The 22,386-nt window shown below is 71.5% G+C and carries 23 protein-coding genes; 5 read left to right on the top strand and 18 right to left on the bottom strand.

Annotated features, from left to right (window positions below):
- Window positions 1-2: 2 nt before the first annotated feature.
- From ACFC1K_RS06930 to ACFC1K_RS06920, 3 genes are all read right to left on the bottom strand, one after another.
- Window positions 3-869 carry an ABC transporter permease gene (locus tag ACFC1K_RS06930; protein WP_310285164.1) on the bottom strand — a complete coding sequence of 289 codons (867 nt, stop codon included), beginning with the start codon at window positions 867-869 and terminating at the stop codon, window positions 3-5.
- The gene (locus tag ACFC1K_RS06925; protein ID WP_310285165.1) at window positions 866-1,759 is read right to left on the bottom strand and encodes an ABC transporter ATP-binding protein; all 894 of its coding nucleotides are present in this window, start codon (window positions 1,757-1,759) and stop codon (window positions 866-868) included. Before ACFC1K_RS06925 ends, ACFC1K_RS06930 begins: the two co-directional genes overlap by 4 nt.
- Window positions 1,760-1,872: 113 nt before the next feature.
- Window positions 1,873-2,211, bottom strand: a complete 339-nt coding sequence (locus ACFC1K_RS06920) for a hypothetical protein (RefSeq protein WP_375870991.1) — start codon at window positions 2,209-2,211, stop codon at window positions 1,873-1,875.
- Window positions 2,212-2,361: 150 nt separating this feature from the next.
- Between ACFC1K_RS06920 and ACFC1K_RS06915 the strand changes: the two genes are divergently transcribed.
- Together ACFC1K_RS06915 and ACFC1K_RS06910 are read left to right on the top strand one after the other, a co-directional pair.
- On the top strand, window positions 2,362-3,564 hold the full coding sequence (locus tag ACFC1K_RS06915; protein WP_310285169.1) for a pyridoxal phosphate-dependent aminotransferase: 1,203 nt from the start codon (window positions 2,362-2,364) through the stop codon (window positions 3,562-3,564).
- 307 nt (window positions 3,565-3,871) lie between these two features.
- Window positions 3,872-4,753, top strand: coding sequence for an endonuclease domain-containing protein (locus ACFC1K_RS06910; protein WP_375870990.1), 882 nt, complete (start codon window positions 3,872-3,874; stop codon window positions 4,751-4,753).
- Between the two features lie 313 nt (window positions 4,754-5,066).
- Here the strand turns inward: ACFC1K_RS06910 and ACFC1K_RS06905 are convergent, their stop codons facing one another.
- The 6 genes from ACFC1K_RS06905 to ACFC1K_RS06880 form a co-directional block, all read right to left on the bottom strand.
- Window positions 5,067-6,203 carry a UDP-N-acetylmuramate dehydrogenase gene (locus tag ACFC1K_RS06905; protein ID WP_375870989.1) on the bottom strand — a complete coding sequence of 379 codons (1,137 nt, stop codon included), beginning with the start codon at window positions 6,201-6,203 and terminating at the stop codon, window positions 5,067-5,069.
- Between the two features lie 3 nt (window positions 6,204-6,206).
- Window positions 6,207-6,620 (bottom strand): MaoC/PaaZ C-terminal domain-containing protein, encoded by a 414-nt coding sequence (locus tag ACFC1K_RS06900; protein WP_310285173.1) that lies wholly within the window; start codon window positions 6,618-6,620, stop codon window positions 6,207-6,209.
- Entirely contained in the window at window positions 6,617-7,066 is a 450-nt protein-coding gene (locus ACFC1K_RS06895; RefSeq protein WP_310285175.1) for a MaoC family dehydratase N-terminal domain-containing protein, read from the bottom strand. Before ACFC1K_RS06895 ends, ACFC1K_RS06900 begins: the two co-directional genes overlap by 4 nt.
- A 9-nt stretch (window positions 7,067-7,075) precedes the next feature.
- Window positions 7,076-7,915, bottom strand: a complete 840-nt coding sequence (locus ACFC1K_RS06890) for a sulfite exporter TauE/SafE family protein (protein ID WP_375870988.1) — start codon at window positions 7,913-7,915, stop codon at window positions 7,076-7,078.
- Window positions 7,912-8,730 carry a DUF2510 domain-containing protein gene (locus tag ACFC1K_RS06885; RefSeq protein WP_375870987.1) on the bottom strand — a complete coding sequence of 273 codons (819 nt, stop codon included), beginning with the start codon at window positions 8,728-8,730 and terminating at the stop codon, window positions 7,912-7,914. Before ACFC1K_RS06885 ends, ACFC1K_RS06890 begins: the two co-directional genes overlap by 4 nt.
- An 86-nt stretch (window positions 8,731-8,816) precedes the next feature.
- Window positions 8,817-10,826: a heavy metal translocating P-type ATPase gene (locus ACFC1K_RS06880; protein ID WP_375871162.1), complete on the bottom strand. Its 2,010-nt coding sequence runs from the start codon at window positions 10,824-10,826 to the stop codon at window positions 8,817-8,819.
- Window positions 10,827-11,148: 322 nt separating this feature from the next.
- On the opposite strand from ACFC1K_RS06880, the gene ACFC1K_RS06875 reads away from it, so the two are divergent.
- Complete coding sequence (locus tag ACFC1K_RS06875; protein WP_375870986.1) at window positions 11,149-12,531, top strand: alpha/beta fold hydrolase; 1,383 nt, start codon at window positions 11,149-11,151, stop codon at window positions 12,529-12,531.
- A gap of 17 nt (window positions 12,532-12,548) precedes the next feature.
- Here the strand turns inward: ACFC1K_RS06875 and ACFC1K_RS06870 are convergent, their stop codons facing one another.
- From ACFC1K_RS06870 to ACFC1K_RS06835, 8 genes are read right to left on the bottom strand one after another with little or no spacing between them, the layout of a single operon-like run.
- The gene (locus ACFC1K_RS06870; protein WP_375870985.1) at window positions 12,549-13,043 is read right to left on the bottom strand and encodes a GNAT family N-acetyltransferase; all 495 of its coding nucleotides are present in this window, start codon (window positions 13,041-13,043) and stop codon (window positions 12,549-12,551) included.
- Between the two features lie 41 nt (window positions 13,044-13,084).
- Window positions 13,085-14,725 (bottom strand): CDP-alcohol phosphatidyltransferase, encoded by a 1,641-nt coding sequence (locus tag ACFC1K_RS06865; RefSeq protein ID WP_375870984.1) that lies wholly within the window; start codon window positions 14,723-14,725, stop codon window positions 13,085-13,087.
- A complete protein-coding gene (locus tag ACFC1K_RS06860; protein ID WP_375870983.1) occupies window positions 14,722-15,471 on the bottom strand; it encodes a RibD family protein in 750 nt (249 codons plus the stop codon). Before ACFC1K_RS06860 ends, ACFC1K_RS06865 begins: the two co-directional genes overlap by 4 nt.
- Complete coding sequence (locus ACFC1K_RS06855) at window positions 15,468-16,421, bottom strand: lysylphosphatidylglycerol synthase transmembrane domain-containing protein (RefSeq protein WP_375870982.1); 954 nt, start codon at window positions 16,419-16,421, stop codon at window positions 15,468-15,470. Before ACFC1K_RS06855 ends, ACFC1K_RS06860 begins: the two co-directional genes overlap by 4 nt.
- A complete protein-coding gene (locus ACFC1K_RS06850) occupies window positions 16,409-17,245 on the bottom strand; it encodes an SAM-dependent methyltransferase (protein WP_375870981.1) in 837 nt (278 codons plus the stop codon). The genes ACFC1K_RS06855 and ACFC1K_RS06850 overlap by 13 nt, the downstream gene beginning before the upstream one ends.
- Complete coding sequence (locus ACFC1K_RS06845) at window positions 17,242-18,255, bottom strand: glycosyltransferase family 4 protein (protein WP_375870980.1); 1,014 nt, start codon at window positions 18,253-18,255, stop codon at window positions 17,242-17,244. The genes ACFC1K_RS06850 and ACFC1K_RS06845 overlap by 4 nt, the downstream gene beginning before the upstream one ends.
- A complete protein-coding gene (locus ACFC1K_RS06840; RefSeq protein ID WP_375870979.1) occupies window positions 18,252-18,647 on the bottom strand; it encodes a 6-pyruvoyl tetrahydropterin synthase family protein in 396 nt (131 codons plus the stop codon). The genes ACFC1K_RS06845 and ACFC1K_RS06840 overlap by 4 nt, the downstream gene beginning before the upstream one ends.
- Window positions 18,644-19,675, bottom strand: a complete 1,032-nt coding sequence (locus tag ACFC1K_RS06835; RefSeq protein WP_310285193.1) for a zinc-binding alcohol dehydrogenase — start codon at window positions 19,673-19,675, stop codon at window positions 18,644-18,646. Before ACFC1K_RS06835 ends, ACFC1K_RS06840 begins: the two co-directional genes overlap by 4 nt.
- Window positions 19,676-19,695: 20 nt before the next feature.
- Between ACFC1K_RS06835 and ACFC1K_RS06830 the strand changes: the two genes are divergently transcribed.
- Together ACFC1K_RS06830 and ACFC1K_RS06825 are read left to right on the top strand one after the other, a co-directional pair.
- The gene (locus ACFC1K_RS06830) at window positions 19,696-20,445 is read left to right on the top strand and encodes a CDP-alcohol phosphatidyltransferase family protein (RefSeq protein ID WP_310285195.1); all 750 of its coding nucleotides are present in this window, start codon (window positions 19,696-19,698) and stop codon (window positions 20,443-20,445) included.
- 4 nt (window positions 20,446-20,449) lie between these two features.
- Window positions 20,450-20,872: a hypothetical protein gene (locus ACFC1K_RS06825; RefSeq protein WP_310285196.1), complete on the top strand. Its 423-nt coding sequence runs from the start codon at window positions 20,450-20,452 to the stop codon at window positions 20,870-20,872.
- Between the two features lie 78 nt (window positions 20,873-20,950).
- Here ACFC1K_RS06825 and ACFC1K_RS06820 read toward each other — a convergent pair whose 3' ends face one another.
- Complete coding sequence (locus tag ACFC1K_RS06820) at window positions 20,951-22,321, bottom strand: MFS transporter (protein ID WP_375870978.1); 1,371 nt, start codon at window positions 22,319-22,321, stop codon at window positions 20,951-20,953.
- Window positions 22,322-22,386 lie beyond the last annotated feature (65 nt).

The following is a 22,386-nucleotide window of genomic DNA, read 5'->3' as shown; positions in this document are numbered from 1 at the left end:
GGCTACGCGTCGCGCCGGATCCAGCGGAAGGTGATCCGCGAGAGCACCAGACCCACGATCAGCCAGATGCCGAGGGCGATCGCGACCCCGGCGAGGTTCCACTCGCCGTTCTGCTCGAGCGTCGCGTACTCCTCGGGCAGGAACACCGCACGCATGCCCTGCGCCATCCACTTGAGCGGGAAGAGGCCCGCGACGTTCTGCAGCCACTCCGGCAGCTGCGAGAACGTGAGGTACACGCCGGAGATGAACTGCAGTGCGAGGGCGATGGGCACGACCACGGCGGTCGCACTCTTCGCGGTGCGCGGCACGGACGACAGCGCGACGCCGAGCAGGGCCGACGTCGTGATGCCGAGCACGAACACCCACGCGAACGTCGCCCAGCGCGCAGGCTCCGTGGGCAGCTCGACCCCGAGCACGGTGGACGCGAACACCAGCAGCAGGGCGGACTGGAGCACTCCGGTGACCAGCACCTGACCGATCTTGCCGATGAAGTAGCTCACCGGCGACAGCGGCGTGCCGCCGAGGCGCTTGAGCATGCCATCGGACCGCTCGATCGCGATGTCCATGGCCAGATTCTGGAACCCCGAGAGCAGCAGGCCCGCGGCGATCATGCCGGGGAGATACAGCTCGGCCATCGAGATCGGCGGCACGCCGGGGGCGATCTGCACGTCGCCGTCCGAGCCGAACGCGACGCTGAACAGCCCCAGCATGAAGACCGGGAAGAGGAACGTGAAGAACAGCGTGTCGCCCGAGCGGAAGTACTGCATCAGCTCGAACCGTGTGCGCCAGACGCCCACGCTCAGGACGTTGCGGCGTGTGCGACGCGGACGGACGCCCGCGGCGCGGGTCTTCTCGACGGTGGCGCTCATCGCACCGCTCCCTTCTTCTCGACGGCCGCACCCGCGGCGGCATCCGCGGTGGTGTCGCCGACCATCTCGAGGTAGACGTCCTCGAGGCTCGGCCGCACGATCTCGAGCTCGGCGGGCGCCGCGCCCAGCCGCGCCGCCAGGGCGGTCGCGAACGCGAAGGGGTCCTCGGAGCGCTCGTGCCGCAGCATCCCGTCCTCCACCCATCGCACGATCGGAACGCGGGCGGCCTCGCCGCCGAACCCCGCGACGGGTCCGATCGCGCGCAGCCGCCCGTCCGCGATCACCGCGACCCGGTCGGCGAGCTGCGCCGCCTCATCGAGGTAGTGCGTGGTCAGCACGATCGTCGTGCCTTCGGCCTGCAGCCGGCGGATGAGCTCCCAGAACTCGCGACGGGCGTGCGGGTCGAAGCCCGTCGTGGGCTCGTCGAGGAAGAGCAGTTCCGGGCGACCGATGATGCCGAGGGCCACGTCGACGCGGCGCTGCTGCCCGCCCGAGAGCTTCGAGATGCGCGTCTTGGCCTGCGACTCGAGGCCGACGGCCGCGATCACCTCGTCGACATCGCGCGGGTCCGGGTAGAAGCCTGCGAACTGCCGCAGCTGCTCGCGGACGGTGACGAGGCCGGACTGGCCGGTCGACTGGAGCACGATGCCGAGCCGGGCCTTGAGGTCGAGCCCGCCCGTGGCCGGGTCGACGCCGAGCACCTCGACGTCGCCGCCCGTGCGGCGCCGGTACCCCTCGAGGATCTCGACGGTCGTCGACTTGCCGGCGCCGTTCGGCCCGAGCAGGGCGAAGGTCTCGCCGCGCTCGATCTCGAACGACACCCCGTCGACGACCGCGCGGTCACCGTACGTCTTGCGCAGGTTCCGCACCCGCACCGCTTGTGTCTGCATGCTTCCAGCGTCGCGGATGACGGATGCTGCGCCCAGCGGTCATCCGCAGGAGACGGCATCCCCCATTCGGTGGATGCCACAGTCCACCGCGTGCAGTCGCGGTGTGAACCGGATCAGTGCCGCGAGGCGACCATCACCGGGACGGGAACGGCGCGGGCCTCGGCGTCCGCCTTCTGTTCGGCACGGAGCATGCGCTGACCGCGGATGCCTCCCGCCAGAGCCCACGCGAGCAGCCACACCCCCGAGCCGACCGTGACGATGAACGCGACGCGCAGACCGACGTCGGGGTCGAGCAGCAGCACGAGGCTGATCAGGGCGACGAGGCCGCCGAGGATGGCGCCCGTTGCGCCGATGATGGTCAGCACGCACCCGCGCGCGAGCCACCAGGCGATCCCACCGGCGATGACGAGCACGATGGCGAGCACGACGGCTCCCCAGATCCAGGCGTCCACGACGCACAGGGTACCGCGTCGCCGGGCCGATCCGGAAGAGCGCTTACCCATCGGACGATCCGTCGGATCGCGCGCGCATCCCGCACACGAGCAGGCCACCCGTCCGCAATCGGCGCTGAAGCCTCCCGCCGCGCGGACTACGCTCGAACCGTGACAGAACGCGCTCCGCTCTCCCGCAAGCTCTCCGCCATCGCCGAGTCCGCGACCCTGAAGGTCGATGCCAAGGCGAAGGCGCTCCAGGCCGCCGGTCGTCCGGTCATCTCGTACGCGGCGGGCGAGCCCGATTTCGCGACGCCGCAGTTCATCGTCGACGCGGCCGCCGAGGCCCTGCACAACCCCGCCAACTTCCGCTACACCCCCGCCGCCGGACTCCCGGTGCTGCGCGAGGCGATCGCCGCGAAGACCCTGCGCGACTCGGGCCTCGAGGTCGACCCGTCGCAGGTCATCGTCACCAACGGCGGCAAGCAGGCCGTGTACCAGGCATTCCAGACCGTCGTGAACCCCGGCGACGAGGTGCTGCTGCCGGCCCCGTACTGGACGACGTATCCCGAGGCGATCGCCCTGGCCGACGGCATCCCGGTCGAGGTCTTCGCCGGTGCCGACCAGGACTACAAGGTGACCGTCGAGCAGCTCGAGGCCGCCCGTACCGAGAAGACCACGGCGCTCGTGTTCGTGTCGCCGTCGAACCCGACCGGCTCGGTGTACACGCTCGAGGAGACCGAGGCGATCGGCCGCTGGGCCGTCGAGCACGGCATCTGGATCATCTCGGACGAGATCTACCAGAACCTCGTCTACGAAGGCACGCGCGCCGTGTCGATCGTCGAGGCGGTTCCGGAGGCCGCGGGCCAGACGATCCTCGTGAACGGCGTCGCGAAGACCTACGCGATGACCGGCTGGCGCCTGGGGTGGATGGTCGGCCCGAAGGACGCCATCAAGATCGCCGGCAACCTGCAGTCGCACCTGTGCTCGAACGTCAACAACATCGCGCAGCGCGCGGCGCTGGCGGCGCTCTCCGGCCCGCAGGACGAGGTCGAGCAGATGCGTCAGGCCTTCGACCGCCGCCGCAAGCTGATCGTCGCCGAGCTGTCGAAGATCGACGGCGTCGAGGTGCCGACGCCGCTCGGCGCCTTCTACGTCTACCCCGACGTGCGCGGACTCCTCGGTCGCGAGTGGGCCGGTGTCACGCCGACGACCTCCCTCGAGCTGGCCGACCTCATCCTCGAGAAGGCCGAGGTCGCCGTGGTTCCGGGCGAGGCCTTCGGCCCCTCCGGCTACCTGCGCCTCTCGTACGCCCTCGGCGACGACGCCCTCCTCGAGGGCGTGCAGCGCATGCAGCGCCTCTTCGCGTCGTAACACCCTTTTCCGGAACGCGGATGCCTCGGGCACGAGGCATCCGCTTCCCTTTATGTCCGCCCGCCCCTCCCGCTTCCGCCCCTCCCACCCGGCCCGGCGCTCGCCAGCCAGGCCCGCCGCCCCGCGAGTCGCCACAACACGCCGTGCGGTCCGCCCTTCCTTCGGCGTGTTCTGGCGACTCGCGAGCCCCAGACTGGGGACGGGCGCGCGACGGGGCTCTCCTCCACAACCGGGGAGAAGGAAGAGCTCTGCACGGACTTCCCGGAGCAGGCCGAATATGGGACAGCGAGCGCGTCAATCTGACTGCATGAGCCGCGAGCTTCCACCCGAGCTGGGCAACGCATTCACCGTGCGTCGCGCGAGAGGCCTCGGTGTCTCTTCCGGTCGGCTACAGGCAAAGCGGCTCGCCAAGCCCTTCCACGGGGCGCGCGCCCAGCGCTCGCTCTCAGAGCTGGAACGCCTCGCGCTGCTGTTCGCGGTACTTCCGACGCACGCCTTCGCCTGCGGACCGACGGCCGCATTCCTTCACGGGATGCCGCTGCCCTTGGCCCTCGAATGGCAAGCCATCGAGCAGCCGACGATCGGGGTTGCGCTTCCCTCCAACCGGGTCCGACGGGCCGGCGTCGCCGGGCGCGCACTCAAGGTCGGCCCCGACGACCTGTGCGAGAAGACCGGCCTTCCAGCGACGTCACCCGCTCGGACGTGGGTCGACCTCGCCACGTCGGTCTCCCTGCCTCGCTTCGTGGCGGTCACCGACCATCTCATCTCGCGCCGCCGACCCGTCGTCTCGCTGGAGCGGCTCGAGCAGGCGCATAGCCGGGCGGGACGAGGCAGTGGGGCCCGCGCCCGCGCGCAGGCCCTTTCCCTCTGCTCGCCTGGGTCGGAGTCGCCGCGGGAGTCCGAGCTGCGCACGATACTCGTGCTGGCCGGACTTCCCATGCCCGAGACGAACGTCGAGATCTACCACCGCGGACGCTTCATCGCGCGTGTCGACATGTTGTACCGCGCCGAGCGAGTCGTGGTCGAGTACGACGGCGAACACCATGTCACGCCGGGTCGGTGGAGCCGGGACCAGATGCGGCGCGCTGAGCTCGAGTCTCTCGGCTATCGCGTGACGGTCGTGACCGCGCGCGACTTCGACGACCCGAGCGTCGTGATCGCGCGCATCCGGCGTCATCTCGCCGATTGACCGTCGCCCCTCATCCCCTCTGGCGCTCCTCACGTCACGGTCCGCCTTCGCCGACGAGTCGCCACAACACGCCGGAGTGGTGATCAACGAGCCGGAGTGTCTTGGCGACCGACGATGCCGCGAGTCGCCGGTGGAGCGCGCGCGCCCGTGCGCACGAGCGCACTCGGCCGTCGGGGACCTGGTCGCACGGGTGGCCCGTAGCCAGAACACGCCGAGGAAGCGACGACCCACTCGGCGTGTCTTGGCGACTCGAGTTTGGCTGAGCGCGCGAGCGCGCGAGGGGGGATGGCGCGGCGGGGAGGGCGACCCGGGGTCAGAGCTCGACGTTCACCAGGACGGGCTCGGGCTGCAGGATCAGGCCGAACTCGGACTGCACGCGGCCCTGGATGAACCGGGCCAGCTCGGCGAGTTCGGCGGCGGTCGCATGGCCCCGGTTCGTGAGCGCCAGGGCGTGCTTCGTCGACAGGCCGGCGCGTGAGCGCGGCAGCTTGAAGCCCTTGCGCACGCCGGCGTGCTCGATGAGCCAGCCGGCGCTCACCTTGACGTCGGACTCGACCGTCGTGGGAGCGGGAACATGGCCGTCGAAGTTCGCGAGCGGGATGACGAGCACCGGGTCGAGGTCGGGATGCACCGGCCAGCGAGGGCACCCCTCGGGGAGCGTGCGGGCGAAGGATGCCGACACCACCGCGTTCTGGAAGAACGACCCGGCGCTGTACGTGTCGGGGTCGTCGGCGTCGAGCACCATGCCCTTGGTGCGCCGGGTCTCTAGGATGCGCTCACGCACCCACGCGAGAGTCGTCTCGTCGTCGGGACCGAGGCGCAGCGCTGTACGGAGCTGATCGCCGGCGATGCGACGGGCGCCCTGGCCGATGTCGGGGAGGTCGAGCGTCACCGAGAGGATCACCGCGCGCCGCGCGGGCACCGAGCCGTAGTGGTGCTTGAGGACGGAGGTCCGGAAGCCCAGGCCCAGCTCGGCGGCGGGAACGGTCGACACCTCGCCGGTCGACTCGTCGAGCAGCTCGACCTCACTGAGGGTCTGCACGATCTCCTGGCCGTACGCACCGATGTTCTGCACGGGGGCGGCGCCGACGGTTCCGGGGATCCCCGACATCGCCTCGATGCCGCCGAGCCCTTCGGCGACCGCGAAGCCGACGAGGTCGTCCCAGTCGTGGCCCGCCTGCACCGTGAGCCGCACGCGTCCGGGCAGGGGTGACGGCATCCGTTCGATGCCCTTCGTGAGCACGCGCACGACGGTGCCGTCGAAAGGCTCGTCGCCGACGAAGAGGTTCGACCCGCCGCCGAGCACGAGCCACTCGTCGCCGGAGGCCCAGACGTCGCGCAGGGCGTCGACGAGCTCATCGGTGGTGTGGGCGTCGATCATGCGCGCAGGCAGACCGCCGGTGCGCAGCGTCGTGAGCCGCGCGAGCGGGATGGGGGTGACGTCGGGCATGCGTCAGGCGGTCCGGACGCGCACCTGCGCCTTGACGAGCACGGTGGCACCCTCGAACGACACGGTCAGGTCGATGCGGGCGGACTCGTCGTCGACCGCGCCGACCTTCGCCACGACGGTCACGTCTGCTCCGGTCTCGGGGTCGACGACGACGGGCTTGGTGAAGCGCACGCCGTACTCGATGATGCGGCCGGTGTCGCCGACCCACGACTCGATCGTGCCGACGGCGAGGCCCATCGTGAGCATGCCGTGGGCGAGCACGCCCGGCAGGCCCACCGCGGAGGCGACGTCGTCGCGGTAGTGGATGGGGTTGAAGTCCCCGGAGGCGCCGGCGTAGCGCACGAGCGACTCGCGCGTGAGGTGCACGGTCCGCTCGGCGACGACGTCGCCGACGGTCAGGTTCTGAAGCGAGCTCACTGGTCGCCCTCCCCCACGAGCAGGACGGTCGTCGTGGTGACGACGTGGTCGCCCGCGGCATCCGTGATCTCGGACTCGCTCGTCACCATCGCGGCAGCGCCCATGGCACGCAGGCCGGTGACCGACAGCTTCGCGGTGAGCTCGTCGCCCGCCACGATCGGCCGGGAGTAGCGGAACTTCTGCTCGGCGTGCAGCACGTTCTTGAGGACGATGCCCGAGTCGGGCTCTCCCAGCAGCTGCTGGAGCGTCGCGTCGGTCACGACGATCGCGAAGGTCGGCGGCGCGACGACGTCGGCGTAGCCGAGCGCCTGCGCGGCGGTGAGGTCGGTGTGCTGCGGGTCATCGGCGAAGACGGCGCGCGCGAACTCGCGCACCTTCTCGCGACCCACGAGGTAGGGGGTCGTCGGCGGGAAGTCGCGGCCGACGAGCTCGGGGTTCACTGGCACCAGGCCATCCTACCGAGCAGCATCCCCCGACCCCGCCGGGCCGGCCTCCGGGCGAGGGCGCCCGCGCCAGGCCCGCAGGCCCATCTGCACCGCGATGATCACGAGGTACGCGGCGAAGAGCATGTTGCCGACGAAGGGATCGATGAGCGTCGCCGCCCACGCGCCGAGCGCCGTCGTGGTGCACGCCGCCAGCCCGACGATCGCCGCCGCGACGAGGTCGACGTTGCGCCTCCGGATGTTGCCGACCGTGCCCGAGACGGCCGTCGGGATCATCATGAGCAGCGACGTGCCCTTGGCCACGAGGTCGCTCGTGCCGAACAGCACCATGAGCGCCGGAACCACGATGATCCCGCCGCCGACGCCGATCAGCCCCGACAGGATGCCGGTCACCACACCCAGCACGACGAGCAGGACTCCGCTCAGCCAGGTGAGGGAGAACTCGGCATCGCGGGACGGGATCACGATGAAGAGGCTGACGATCACGGCGGCGAGGAAGCCGACGAACGCCCACCGCAGCACCGTGAGCGAGAGCCGCGGGAGCAGCCACGTGCCGATCTGGGCGCCGAACACCGCACCCGCCGCCAGCAGCAGCGCGGGGATCCAGGCGACCGAGCCGTGCACGGCGTACGAGATGACGCCCACCGTCGCGGTGGGCACGATCGCGGCGAGCGATGTGCCTGCGGCGAGCCGCTGGTCGAAGCGGAGGAACAGCACCAGGAACGGCACGATGACCGTGCCGCCGCCCACGCCGAACAGGCCCGACAGCAGCCCTGCGAGCAGGCCGATGCCGATGCAGGTGAGGAAGAACCGAGCGTCGTGGAGAGGGCGCGTCGTCTCGGGCGGGGTCATTCGTACGACAGGTCGTCGATGACCCACTCGCCGTCCGCCTGCACGAGCGTGTAGTGGTACACCGTGGCGCCGGGCGCGGGGTCGGTCGGCTGGCCGTCTTCGTCGATGAGCGCGGTGTACGTCTCGTTCGTCGTCACCGCGACCTGGTCGCCGACGGTCTCCACATCGGTGACCTTGATCTCGTAGTCGTCGAAGTTCTCGTCGAACGCGGACGCCTGGGATTCGAACGTGGCGCAGTCCAGCAGCCCGACGGTGTCGCGGAAGTTCTCCGATGTGGCGGCGGCGAACGAGTCGCAGTCGCCCTCCTGCCAGGCGTCGTCGTACAGGCCCACCGTCGCGACGGCGGCGCGCTCGTCATCGGACTGACCGGCGCTGTTCGCGGTCGACGCCGAGAGGAGCAGCAGCGGGATCACGACGGCTGCGGCGATCACGATGCCGAGCAGCACCACGCCGAGCACCACCCACACGATCCAGAGCTTCGAGGTGCTTCGCGGCTCGGTGGCCGCGGCGAATCCGCCGCCGGCAGGAACGATGCCCTCGGGCGTTCCGGGGTACACGCCCTGCGGATACCCCTCGACCGGAGCGTACCCTTCCTGCACCGGGTACGGCGGCGCCGCCGGGGAAGCGGGCTCCGTCGCGAACAGCTCCGGTTCGCCCGGCTCTAACGCCTCGGCCCCGGCGACGATCTCGGCCTCGGTCGGGGCCGGCGACGCCTCCGGGTCGGGCTGAGCGACGTGCTCCGTCCACTGCGTGCCGTCCCACCAGCGCATCGCGCCATGACCGTCGTCGTACCAGCCGGGAGGAGTCGTCGTCATCCTCAAACCCTATCCCCGCGACCTCTCAGGAGACGGACGACGGATGTTGCCCCCCGGCGCCGGGGCGCAGCATCCGGTTCGCGGAATCAGCGGTCGAGGACGGCGCGGGCGCTCCGTTCGGGGGTGAGGTCGAGGCGGCGCAGCAGCTGCGCGTTGAGCGCCACGACGACCGTCGAAAGCGACATCAGGATCGCGCCCACCGACATCGGCAGGACGAAGCCGATCGGGGCGAGGACGCCGGCCGCGAGCGGGACCGAGATGAGGTTGTAGCCCGCGGCCCACCAGAGGTTCTGCGTCATCTTGCGGTAGCTCGCACGCGACAGCTCGATCACCGACAGCACCGAGCGCGGATCGCTCGACGCCAGGATGACTCCCGCCGACCCGATCGCGACGTCGGTGCCGGCGCCGATCGCGATGCCGACGTCGGCCCGCGCGAGTGCGGGAGCGTCGTTGACGCCGTCGCCCACCATCGCGACCTTGAGGCCCTCGCTCTGCAGTTCCGCGACCTTCCGCTCCTTGTCCTGCGGGCGCACGCCGGCGAACACGCGGCGGATGCCGAGCGCCTCGGCGACGGACCGTGCGACGGGTTCGGCGTCGCCCGTGATCATGACGACCTCGACGCCCAGCCGGTGCAGCGCGTCGACGGCCTCGCGCGACTCGGGGCGGATCTCGTCGGCGAGCGCGAGGCCTCCGACGACGCAGCCGTCGCGCACGACGTGCAGCACGATCGAGCCCTGGTCGCGCCACGCGCCCGCGGCCGCGATGTCGGCGCCCCCGATCTCATCGAGGAGGCGCGGGCCGCCCACCCGCACGACTCGCCCGTCGACGGTCGCGGTCACACCGACCGCCGGCGACGACTGGAAGCCGGAGGCGGAGTCGACCGCGAGGCCTCGTTCCTGTGCGGCGCGCACGATCGCCTTCGCCAGCGGGTGCTCGCTGTCGGCCTCGGCCGCCGCGGCGAGCGCGAGCACGCCGTCGGCGTCGATGCCGGCGACCGCCGCGACGTCGACCACGGTCGGCTCGCCCTTCGTGAGGGTGCCCGTCTTGTCGAACAACACCGCGCCGATCGTGCGCATGCTCTCGAGCGCCAGGCGGTCCTTGATCAGCACGCCGCCGCGCGCGGCACGTTCCGTGGCGATCGAGACCACGAGCGGGATCGCCAGGCCGAGTGCGTGGGGGCAGGCGATGACGAGCACGGTGATGGTGCGCACGACCGCCTCGTCGGGAAGACCGAACGCGGTCCACACGATCGCGGTCAGCGCCGCGGCGCCGAGGGCGAACCAGAACAGCCAGCCGGCCGCACGGTCGGCCAGGCGCTGTGCGCGCGACGTCGAGCTCTGCGCTTCGGCGACGAGCCGCTGGATGCCGGCGAGCGTGGTGTCGTCGCCGGTCGCGGTCACCTCGACCCGCAGTCCCGAGTCGGTGGCGACCGTGCCGGCGGTCACATGGTCGCCGACGCCGCGGGCGACGGGCCGGGACTCGCCCGTGACCATCGACTCGTCCATGTCGGCGCCGCCGTCGACGATCCGGCCGTCGGCGGGAACGCTGCCGCCAGGTCGCACCACCACGACGTCGCCGAGCCGCAGCTCGGACGGTGCCACGGTGACGATGCGGTCGCCCTCCACGCGCTCGGCCTCGTCGGGGAGGAGCGCTGCGAGGGAGTCCAGCGCCGACGTCGTCCGGGCGAGGGAGCGCATCTCGATCCAGTGGCCGAGCAGCATGATCACGACGAGGAGGGCCAGCTCCCACCAGAACTCGAGCTCATGGTGCAGCAGTCCGAGGCTCGCGCCCCACGACGCGAAGAACGCGACCGTGATCGCGAGGCCAATGAGGAGCATCATGCCGGGCTTGCGGGAGCGCAGCTCCGACACCGCGCCCGACAGGAAGGGCCAGCCGCCCCAGAAGTACATGACGGTGCCGCCGAGCGGCGAGATCCAGCGGACCCACGGGGCGTCGGGCAGCGTGTAGCCGAGCACCATCGCGAACATGCCCGAGAACGCGACCACGGGCACCGCGAGCGCGAGGTTGATCCAGAACAGCCGGCGGAAGCGCGCGACGTGGTCCGCGCCGTGGCCGGCGTGCCCGCCGTGACCCATGTGATCGGCGTGCGCCGCGTGACCCGCGTGACCGGCGCGCGCCGCGTGGGTCGGCTCCGTCGTGGCGGTCGCGCTCATGGCCCGAGGAGCCGCGTGATCGTGGTGGGTGTGCTCAGGTCCCGCGTGGTCGTGCCCCGAGTGGTCATGGTCGCGATGCGGATCGGTCACGGTGATCTCCTCGTCGAAGTACGTCCGTTATACCCCCTAGGGGTATCAACTTCAATCCACCCCGCAATCGTGGTATTCCCCTTCGCGCCGAATCGTGGCGGATGTCGGCGGAGCGCGCGACACTGACATCACCCTGGAGTCGCGAGGAGCACGAATGGACATCATCCTGGTCGCCGGCCTGTGGATGGGCGGGTGGGCGTGGTACGAGGTGGCACCGGCTCTCGAGCGTGAAGGGCACCGGCCCGTGCCGCTGACCCTCCCCGGCATGGGATCGGCCGACGCCGACCGCTCGGCGATCACCCTCGCCGACCATGTCGCGGCGGTCGTGGCCGCCATCGACGAGGCGCCCGGCGAGCGGGTCGTCCTCGTCGGACACTCGGCGGGCGCGGGCATCGTGTATGCGGCGGCCGACGCCCGCCCCGACCGTGTCGCGCGGCTCATCCTCATCGGAGGCTTCCCGACGGCCGACGGCGATCCGCTGCTCGACGGGTTCGCGACGGAGGGCGGCGAGCTCCCGCTGCCGCCGTGGAGCGAGTTCGACGACGCCGATCTGCGCGACCTCGGCGACGGCGGCAAGACCGCGTTCCGCACGTACGCGATCCCCTCGCCCGCCGGCGTCGTCACCGGCATCCAGCGCCTCGGCGACGACCGCCGCCTCGACATCCCCGTCACGGCGATCGCGACCGAGTACACGGTCGCCGACCTGCAGAGCTGGATCGACGCGGGCGCACCGCCGGTGCGGGAGTTCGCACGCCTGCGCGACGTGACCTACGTCGACCTGCCGACGGGGCACTGGCCGCAGCTGACGCGTCCGCACCAGCTGGCCCGCATCATCCTCGCGCAGCCGCCGCTCGGCGACGGCACGATCGCCCCGGAGCTCGAGACGATCAGCCCGGTCGCGTTCCACTCGTCCGAGGGTGTGGCGGACTGGCGCGTCCTGTACTGGGGCGCTCATGCCTTCTTCCGCGCTGAATCGCTCTCCCACGGCGCGCGCCTCGTCGCCGAGGTCGCCGCCATCGCCGAGGGTCTCGACCACTATCCCGACATCGACCTCCGCCCCGAGGGCGTCTTCGTCAAGACCTTCAGCCGTCGCGACGGAGCGCTGAGCCGGACGGATGCCGACCTCGCGGCGTCCGTGTCCCGCGCCGCCCGCGAGCTCGGGCTCGAGGCCGATCCGTCGGTGCTCACCGTCGTCGGCATCGCCGTGGCCCAGGGACCCGATGCCCACGTCCGGCCGTTCTGGAGCGCGGCGCTCGGCTACGACCCTCTGGGCGGCGAGGACGCGATCGACCCGCTGCGCCGCAACCCGCACGTGTGGTTCCATCCTCTGGAGCCGCCCAAGCCGGGCCGTGGGCGCACGCACATCGACATCTCCGTGCCGCGCGACCAGGTCGAGGCGCGCGTCGCGGCGGCGCTGGCGGCCGGCGGGCGGATGGCCGACGACTCCCACGCGCCGGAGTGGTGGACCCTCACCTCGCCCGACAACCACGGCGTCGACATCGCCGCCTGGACCGACGACTCGGACTTCTCAGGCTGAGGTCCCGTACCCGCAGGTCACCTCAGCATGCGCACGTCGATGATCGACGGCACCATCGGGTCGGTCTGCTCGGCGCCGTCGAAGTCGAACCCGTTGCGCCGGTAGAAGGCGATCGCGCGGGGGTTCTCCTTCGCCACCCACAGGACGTCGGGCCCCTCGTCGAGCACCGCGTCGAGCAGCGCCTGCCCTGCTCCTCCGCCGTGATCCGCGGCCGCGACGTAGAGCATGTACAGCTGGCGCTCGCAGGGCGGCGGCGCCCCGTCGAACTCCAGGCCCGGTCCCGAGGTCGCGAAGCCGATGATGCGACCCTCGCTCTCGGCGACCCAGACGCGCCATTCGTCGCGAGGGTTGCCGAGGATGCGGGTCCACATGCTCTGTCGCCCGTGCACGAACTCGTCGTCGAAGAAGCCGGCGGGCAGGAGATGGGTATACGTCTCTCGCCACGTCGCCACGTGGAGCGCGGCGATCTCGGCTGCGTCGCGCGGCTCGGGCACGCGCAGGGTGAACGTCATGCCGTCATCCTGCCAGCGGGCGGGGCACGCGGACAGGGGCGTCACCCGGCAGAGCCGTATGCCGTGAAGAAGCGGTCGCGGAAGGCGTCCATCCGCCACACCGGCGACGCGTCCGACGGGCGCAGCCCGGCACTCCAGTTCCAGTCGGCGATCGCGTCGAAGACCGCCGGGTCCTTCGCGATGATGCTGATCGGCACGTCACGACTGGCACCCTCGCCGCTCACGATCGCGGCCGGCTGGTGGTCGCCGAGCATGACCACGACCAGGTTCGGATCGTCGACGTTCTCGAGGAAGGACAGCATCGACCCGAGTGTGTACTCGACCGACTTCCCGTAGTAGCGCTGAACCGTCTTCGGGTCCTTCCAGACCTCGCCGGCCTGCTGGCTCCGCGCGGGCTGGTCGTCGTAGATCGATCCGTCTCCCACCTCGCCCCACGGCACGAGCTCGGGCAGCGGCGCCCACGGCGTGTGGGACGAGACCAGGTCGAGCTCCGCCATGACGGGCCGGTCCGAAGGCGCGAGCACCTGGTCGGCGAAGTGCTTGAGCGTGTACTGGTCGGGGATGCGCGCGTATCCGAACGAAGGGCCGCGGTAGCCGACGTTCGTCGCGTCGAGCAGCGTGTCGTAGTGGTAGAACGACGTCCCGACGTCCCACGGATGCCGGTTCGACGGGACGTCGCTCACGGTGTACCAGCCCGCGCGGCCGAACGCCGCGCTGAGCGTGAGCCGGTCGGTCCGCACCACGAGGTCGTACACCGCCTGGGAGTCGACCCACACCCCCGTCTGCAGCGTCGAGTGCGCCAGCCAGCTCACCCCGCCGTACGTGGGCGACGTCAGCCAGGCGCTCCGCGTCGCGTACCCGTCGGATCGGAGCGTCTCGTCGCCACGGCGCAGGACACCGTTCACCCCGTCCGAGATGCCGTCGCCCTCGAGCGCGACGCGCCCGTAGCTCTCGACGAACACGAACAGCACGTCCTTGCCCTGCAGTGCGGTCAGCAGCTCCGGCGCCGGAACCGCGGCGAACGGATCGTCGGCGACGTCGCTCGAGACCCGGGCCCTGGTCTCGAGCGCCGACAGGGTGCGCGATACCGCAGAGCCGACGGACGTGGCGGATGCCGCAGCCGCGACCGGATCCTGGATCCGCAGGGGTGGCGCCACCGCCGCCATCACGATCCAGGCCGCCGTGACGGCGGCGAGCACGGTGCGCCCGCGATCGCCTCGACGTCGCAGCGCGGCGTCGACGCGGAGCGCAGCCCAGCCCGCGGCGAACCCCACGGCGACGATCAGGGCGACGGCCGCGGTGAACACCGCGCTGGCCGGCCCTGGCCCGATCGCCGACGCGACGACGCCGTACGCGTCGCCCAGCTGCAGCCAGTCGAGCGGAACGAAATGGATGCCGAGGGCCGCCTCGTACCCGCGATCGATGCTCGCGAGCAGGACGGCGACGGCCACGAACGCCCCGAAGGCCGTCGCGACGGCGCGGCGCAGCATCCGCCACGGAATCAGCGCCAGCACGAGCAGCACCACGATCGATTCGACCGGGATGCGGACGAGGTCGACGACCGCCCCGGTCGCGAGGGCACCCGGGATGAGGGGAAGCACGACCAGGGCGGCGATCGCGCCGCCGAGCGCGAGCCGTCTGCGCCAGACCGGGGCGACCTGCGGGCCGGACATCGTGCTCACGGGTGTTCGACGGCGACGCGTCCCGCTCCCGTCGGCTGCGGATCTGAATCGAGCATGCCGAAGCGGTCGGACAGCGCGTAGCGCAGCAGGACGACGTCGCCGATCTGACGCGTGTCTGCCAGGTGCGCGCGACGCGAGGCCGTCCAGGGATAGGCGGCGGGTCCGACCACCCGCGGAGCTCCGGTCTCGCCGACGAAAAACGGTGCGACCACCAGGTGCAGCTCATCGACGAGGTCGGCACCGAGGAACTGGGTCAGCACCGTGCCGCCGCCCTCGACCATGAGGCTGCGTACCCCGTGGTGGGCGCCGAGGTCGTCGAGCAGGGCGTCCATCGTGACGCACTCGTCGCCGATCCCCACCACGACTGCACGATGGCCGAGCCGCGCGGAGAGCTCCGCCGCGCGCTCGCGCGGGCAGTAGACGATGCGGGGCCCCTCGCCCGTCGTGAAGAACGCGGCGTCGGCCGACAGGTCCCCGCTCGCGGTGACCGTCACCTTCGCCGGGGACTCCTGACGCCCCGCAGCCCGCCGTCGCGCGCGGCGCGCGGCATCCCGCACCAGCAGGCGGGGGTTGTCACGTCGCACGGTCGATGCGCCGACCATGATCGCGTCGTGAAGAGCGCGCACGTCGTCGACGCGGTCGAGATCGGCGGCGTTCGACATCGCGAGCCGGTGGGGCTCCGCACTGTCGAGATATCCGTCGATCGACATCGCGCAGCTGAGGGTGACGTACGGGCGCTCGCTCATGCGGATCTCCTCTTCCCGATGATGCTCCTCGCGGGCACCGATCGGAAGCGGTCGGCGACCAGCGCGAGCGCGCCCGGCAGGACGGCGACAACGGTGAGCACGCCGAACGCGGTCGACACGGCGACGCCGGCGCCCGCGCCGAGCCCCGCGAGCGCGAATGCCGAGGCGGCGACAGCCTCGCGCGGCCCCCAGCCGCCGACGTTGACGGGGATCGCGGCCGCGCCGAGCACGATCAGCGCCACGACGGCGAGCTCGTCCGCGCCGGCGTGGACCCCCGCCGCGATCCCCGCGACCACGAAGGTGGTGGCGTGCGCCGCGACCACGACGATCGATGCGGCCGCGATCGCGAACAGCGCGGCCGGCCGCGTCAGGACCGGGCGCAGCATCCGGTACTCCCTCCGCAGGGCGGTGCGACCGCGTCGGGTCGCGGCGACCACTCCCACGAAGGCGATCGCGAGCAGGACGATCGCACCGCTGATCCACGCGAGCGGTGCCAGCGGCGACGCCAGCCCCAGCGGCAGCAGGATCGCGAGCGTGAGCACGACCTGGACGAGCTGCCCGGCCACGCGTTCCGCCGCGACGGCCCGGGCGGCGAGGTCGACGCGGTCGTGGTGCTGTCCGTGGACGTAGGCGCGGTGGACGTCACCCACGACTCCCCCGGGCAGGACGGTGTTCAGGAACTGGGACCGGTAATACGAGGTGAAGGCCTCGCTCCACGGGAGCGGCAGCCCGAAGCCCGCCGAGACGATGCGCCAGCGCCACGCGGCGGCCGCCGTGGCGACGGCGGCGAGCGCCACCGCGACGAGGATCGTGGCCGGCGAGATCGACGCCAGCCCGTGCAGGAACGGTCCGACGCCGACGACGGCGATCGTGCCGGCGACGACGGCCAGCGCCGCCGCGATCCGGAGCCACGACCGCACACGCGGGGGGATCCTGCTCAGCCCGGCCATGCCAGCAGATCCTGGTGGGAGACGGTCACGCGCAGCCGCCCGACCGCGGCCTGCGCCAGCCGGCGCTCGCGATACGCGCCGGCGTCGGGCGCGAGTTCGGGACGCTGCTCGACCGCGGCGCCGATCCAGCCGTCCAGCCATTCGCCGATGAGCGCCGTGTCGCGATGCGCGAGGCGCCAGGGGGTCACCGCTGTGCGGACGTTCCAGCCGGCGTCGGCGAAGAGGCCCGCGACCACGGCCACCGCGTCGGGTCCCAGCATCCGTCGCCCCGACGCGTCCCGACGCTGGTGGTCGTTGAAGGCGGACTCGATGGCGCGCTCGACCTCGTCCGGCCGCTCGGCGGGACGAAGCCGCGCAGAGCCGGTCACGGAGAGACTGAACAGCGCCGGAGTACGCGCGGCGACGCAGGCGGAGACGACATGGGCGGCCTCGGCCGCGGTGAGCACATCGAGGAGAGCGGATGCCGTCACCGCCGCCGCACGGTGAAAGGCGTCGATCGGCAGCGAGGCCAGATGCTCGACGACCACGTCCGCAGCGATGGGGCGGCCCACCTCGTCGACGACGGTGCGCAGGTCGAGATGCTCCACGATGTCGGCGTCGCCGTCGCGGAGCACCCACCGCTGAGGCCCCGGCAGCCGCGGAGCGAGCCACCGCGTCATCGAACCGGTACCCGCGCCGAGGTCGTGCAGCACGACCGGCGCAGACTCCGAGCCGGGCACGATCAGCCGCGCCAGATCGTGGGCGAGGTCGACCGAGCGAGCGTCGTCGTCGGCGGACGCCCGCAGAGCGAGCCACCCGGCCGTCGCTGTCGAGATCGTGGTCATGCCGCCTCCAGTGCCTCCGCCACGCGGCTCACGGTGTCGCGCCACGTCGGCAGGGTCGCGCGCGCGGCGAGCGCCTCTCGGCGCAGGCGCGCCCGCAGGGAGGGGTCCGAGAGCCACGCGTCCAGCGCCTCGGCGAGGGCGGCCGGGTCTCCGGCACGGACGAGCAGTCCTCCCCCGCCGGCGAGCGCGTCGGGGATGCCTCCGGTCTCGGCGGCGAGCACGGGGATCCCCCGTGCTCGCGCATCGGCGATCGCCATGCCGGAGCTTTCGACGCGGGACGGGGCGATCAGCAGTGCGCAACGCCGGTACTCGTCGGCGAGGGCGGGGCCGTCGAGCACCCCGGCGAGCCGCACTCTGCCACCGAGGGCGGACGCCTGTCGCGCGATCGTCGCTGCGAACTCAGGGAAGACCTCGGTCGAGCCGACGATCGTGCAGCTCCAGTCGCCGGCGGCCACTCGGGCGAGCGCGGCCAGCAAGGTGTCCTGCCCCTTGTGCGGGGCGATCACGCCGATGCACAGCAGCTCACCCTCGGCGGCCGACGTCGACGGCTCTGCCGGGCGGGCTCCCGGAACGGCGACCACGGTGCGATCCGGGTTCGCCAGCCCACGTCGCGCGAGTTCGTCCGCCGTCCAGTCACTCGTGACGATCACGTCGTGCGCAGACGCGAAGGCCCGCCGTTCGGCGTCGATCGCGGCATCCGTGGCGTCCGCGAAGGCCGCCGTCACCATGTGGGCGAGAACCGTCAGTCGCAGCCGCCCCGCCGCCTCCTCCACCGCGGCCGGCGCCCATCCCGCCACGAGTCCGTCGACCAGGACCCGCGATCCGTCGGGCGCGTCACGGAGCACGGATGCTGCGCCCCCCGCGTCTGCCGCCTCACGCACGTCGACGTCCCAGCCGCGGTGACGGAGACCGTCTCGGATGTGCCGGTCGTAGACGTTGCCGCCACTCACTCGCCGGGGGTCGTCGACCCCGGCGGGGACGACGAAACGGAGGGACGGGGCATCCGTCACAGCGAAACCTCGTAGGAGGCCCACGCGACGTGCGATTCGTGCAGCGTCACGACGATCCCGCTCAGGTTCGCCTCGCCGACTCCACCGTTCTTCACTCGTGCGGTCAGGCGATCGCCGATGATCTGGCACAGCCGCTCGGTCGTGGTGTTCATCCCCTGCAGGTCGGGCTCATCGTCGAGGTTGCGGTAGGTCAGCGCACCCACGATGTCGCGGAGCACCTCGCTCGCGCGTCCGATGTCGACGACGACGCCGTGCGCGTCGAGCTCGTCGGCGCGGAACGTCGCGTCGACGAGGAAGGTCGCGCCGTGCAGCTGCTGCGCGGGGCCGAAGACGTCGCCACGCAGGCTGTGCGCGATCATGATGTGGTCGCGGACGGTGACGCTGAAGCTCATTCGGCAGTCCAATCGATCGTGTGGCACAGCTCGCCGGCGGTGCCGTCGGCGAGCGCGGCGGTGACCTCGGGCAGCTGCCGCCACGTCGAGGCGCCCGCCAGAAGCTCGTCGAACACAGGATCCTCCAGAAGTCCCAGCGCCAGCGCAAGGCGGTTGCGCGTCGTGCGGGAACCTCTCCGGCGTGCGGCGACCTCACCGACCTGACTCGGCCGGAGGGCGATGCGGCGGGAGTGGAAGTCGGCACCGAGCTCCAACGAGACCGGGCGGCTGCCGAACCAGCTGGCGACGATCACCTCGCCGTCGGTGGGCGCGAGGCCGAGCGCCAGCTGCAGGCCGGCGCCGGCGCCGCTCGCCTCGATCACGACATCGGCGGGTGGGATCTCCTCCGTCGCGAGCGCGAAGCCGACGTCGAGCGCCGCGGCGGTCGCCGCGCGCGCCGGGTCGACGTCGACGAGGGTGACCTCGGAACCCGGGATGCTGCGCGCCACGCGAGCGATCGCGCACCCGATCATGCCCGCGCCGACGACGACCACCCGGTCGCCGACGAGGGGGGCGGCATCCCACAGCACGTTGACCGCGGTCTCCACCGCGCCGGCGAGCACCGCCCGGCGCGGTGGGACGGCGTCCGGCACCGGATGGAGCGCCTCCGCGGGAACCACGAAGTGCGACTGGTGCGGGAACAGCGAGAACACGGTACGGCCTCGAAGTGAGGCGGGCCCGTGTTCGACAGTTCCGACGTTGAGGTACCCGTACTTCACCGGAAAGGGGAAGTCGCCCGCCTGGAAGGGGGCGCGCATGCGCTCGTGCTCCGACGCGGGTACCTCGCCCCGGGCGACGAGGGCCTCCGTGCCGCGGCTGACGCCGGTGAAGAGGGTGCGCACCGACGCCTCGCCGTCGACCACGTCGGGCAGCGGCTCGCGTCGGAACTCCCCCCGCCCGGCGCCGACCGTCCACCAGGCGGTCGCGGCATCCGGAAACTCGCGGTGAACCTCAGCGGGTCCCTGTGTCGTGTTCCCCGTGACCGCCATGAGGAGTACACGGAGCGCGCATGGGAAAAGTTCAGTGGGTGCCCTGGTGGTGGGTCGCGGCCGGAATCGCCGGCTTGGCGGCGATCGGGACGACTGTTCGGCTGCCCGCGGCGGCGTGGGCCGCGGGCGTCGGATATCTCATCGTGTCGACGGCGCTCCTGATGAGGGGTATCCGTCGAGGTGGGGTCGAGCGCTTCGGCCCGGCGAACGCGGTCACCGCGACGCGGTCCATGCTCGTGGGACTCGTGACCGCCCTGGTGGTGGCCTCCTTCGCGGGCGCGGTGCCGACGGCTCTGCTCGTCGCGCTCGTCGCCGTGGCGCTCGCCCTCGACGGCGTCGACGGCTACGTGGCGCGCCGCACCCGCAGCGAGAGCGAACTGGGTGCGCGCTTCGACATGGAGGTCGACGCGTTCCTGCTGCTGGTGCTGTGCGTGTACGACGTGCGATACGTGGGCTGGTGGGTGCTCACGATCGGCCTGCTCAGGTACGCGTTCGTGGTCGCGGGGTTCGCGCTGCCGTGGATGAACCACACGCTGCCGCCGCGGTACTGGCGAAAGGTCGTCACGGCCGCGTGCGGCGTCGCTCTCGCCCTCGTCGCGTCGCAACTGCTGCCGCCCGCGCTGAACATCCTCGTCGCGGTCGCGGCGCTGCTGCTGATCCTCGAGTCCTTCGGACGCGATGTGCTCTGGCTCGTGCGTTTGAACCTCGCCGGCGCCCCGCTCGTTTCCCTCGAGAAGGCGTCGACCTCGCCTCCGGAAGAGAGCAGGTAGGACCATGACCGAAACCAGCGGGCGGGCGCTCTGGACCATGCGCATCCTCAGCGCGATCGCCCTCCTCGCCACGGGCGGCATCCATCTCTATCTTGCTCTGAACGGCGTCGGAGGCCTGCTGGGGGTGATGTTCATCCTGAACGCCGTGGCCGGGCTCGTCCTGGCGGCGGGGATGCTGCTCCTGCGCGGTCGGCTCCTGCAGCTCGTGACCGTGCTGAGCCTGCTGTTCCTCATCGCCACGCTCGGGGCCCTCTTCCTCGCCCTCACCGTGGGACTGTTCGGCATCCACGAGACCTGGGACTTCACCCTCGTGCCCCAGACCGTGATCGTCGAGTCGATCGGCATCGTGCTCCTCGGGATCACGACCGCGATGGTGCTGCGCCCGCAGACCGTGCCGGGCATGCGCCGCAGCCCGCAGGGCGCGTAGCGACGCACGACTCGCCGCCCCGCCGGCGGGAACGGCGGACCGCCCCGCCACAGCGTGGCGAGGCGGTCCGGGTGGGTTTCACGCGCCGACCGACTCCTTCTCGGCGGCGAGCTTCTCCTCGTCGAGACGGTCGAGTTCGTGCAGCGACGCCCCCTTCGTCTCGCGCATCGAGATGACCGCGATGAGCGTGATCGCGGCGGCGATCGCGAGATAGACGGCGACCGGGATGTACGAGCCGGTGCTGGCCAGGAGCGCGGTCGCGATGATCGGCGCCAGCGAGCCGGCGACGATCGACGTCACCTGGTAGCCCAGCGAGACGCCGGAGTACCGCATGCGCGTCGGGAACATCTCCGACATGATCGCGGGCTGCGGCGCGTACATGAAGGCGTGGATGAACAGGCCGAGGCAGATCGCGGCGACGATGATCACCGGGTTGCGTGTGTCGAACATCGGGAACGCGACGAAACCCCAAGCCGCCGCGCCGAGCGTGCCGATGAGGTAGACGGGCTTGCGGCCGATCCTGTCGGTCAGCCCGCCGATGAGCGGGATGACGATCATGTGCACGATGTGCGCGATGACCAGGAGACCGAGGATCTCAGCCGTGTCGACCTTGAGCGCCACCGCCAGGTACGTGATCGAGAAGGTCACGACGAGGTAGTACATGATGTTCTCCGCGAAGCGGAGGCCCATCGCCGTGAGCACGCCGCGCGGGTAGCGCTTGACGACCTCGAGCACACCGAAGCGCAGCGCCTTGGACTGCTCGACCTCCTTCTGCACCTCGAGGAAGATCGGCGCGTCGGTGACGCGGGTGCGGACGTAGTAGCCGATGGCGACGATGACGACCGACAGCCAGAAGCCGATGCGCCAGCCCCATGCGAGGAACTGCTCCTCGGTGAGCGTACGGCTGAGCACCAGCAGGACGACGGTCGCCACCAGGTTTCCGATCGGCACGGCGGCCTGCGGCCACGACGCCCAGAACCCGCGCGTCTTGTCGGGCGAGTGCTCCGCGACGAGCAGGACCGCGCCGCCCCATTCGCCGCCTACCGCGAAGCCCTGCGCGAAACGCAGTGCGACCAGGAGAGCGGGCGCCCAGTAGCCGATCATGTCGAACGTCGGGAGGCATCCCATCAGGAACGTCGCGACGCCGACGAGGATGATCGCGAACTGGAGCAGCTTCTTGCGCCCGTACTTGTCGCCGAAGTGCCCGAACACGATCCCGCCGAGCGGCCGTGCGATGAACCCGACGGCGTACGTGACGAACGCCGCGATGATCGGCGCATACGGGTCGTCCGACGGCGGGAACATGATCTTGTTGAACACGAGCGTCGCCGCCGTGGCGTAGAGGAAGAACTCGTACCACTCGACGACGGTGCCCGCCATCGATGCTGTGACGACGCGGCGCAGACTCGATTGCTTCATCGAGACCTGGGTTGTCTGGGGTGATGCCATGCGCTGGTACCTCCTTGTAGAGCGCGGTGGCGGCTCGGGGGGAACCGCCCTGCGGGACGTTACCT

Source organism: Microbacterium sp. NPDC056057 (assembly GCF_042266945.1).
Lineage (GTDB): Bacteria > Actinomycetota > Actinomycetes > Actinomycetales > Microbacteriaceae > Microbacterium > Microbacterium trichothecenolyticum_C.
Note: the sequence above shows the minus strand (reverse complement) of the source record. Positions and strands in the feature narration are given on the sequence as shown.